Here is a 432-nt window from a genome sequence, read left to right as displayed (position 1 = left end):
TGGCTCGCGTTGGACAAGACCGGAACCATCACACATGGCAAACCGGTTCAGACGGAGTTCGAACTGCGTGTAACCGACATCGATGCCGCTCGGGTCCGCTCGCTCGCTGCGAGCCTGTCAGGCCGTTCTGACCATCCCGTATCGATGGCTGTTCTCCGAGCGGCCGTCGCTGACAACGTAACGCAATACCCCGTTGAAGAATTCGAGGCAATTCCAGGGCGAGGCGTTCGCGGCGTAGTCGACGGAAGGAGCTACTCGCTTGGCAATCACCGTCTGGTCGAGGAACTCGGTCGCTGCTCTGCGGACCTGGAAGAGCGACTCGACGCTCTTGAACGTCAAGGCAAGACGGTTGTAATGCTGATTGACGAAGTTCGAGTGCTCGCGCTCTTTGCCGTCGCGGACACAGTCAAGGATAGCAGCCGCGAGGCAATT

The 432-nt window shown here is 59.3% G+C and carries 1 protein-coding gene; it reads left to right on the top strand.

The window, feature by feature from the left end; all coding sequences use genetic code 11:
- Positions 1–432: HAD family hydrolase (locus BG61_RS41230; protein ID WP_152565304.1), on the top strand; the 432-nt coding region annotated here is incomplete at both ends.

It is taken from the genome of Caballeronia glathei, from assembly GCF_000698595.1.
GTDB classification, from domain to species: Bacteria; Pseudomonadota; Gammaproteobacteria; order Burkholderiales; family Burkholderiaceae; genus Caballeronia; species Caballeronia glathei.
This window is presented reverse-complemented; position numbering and strand designations above follow the sequence as displayed.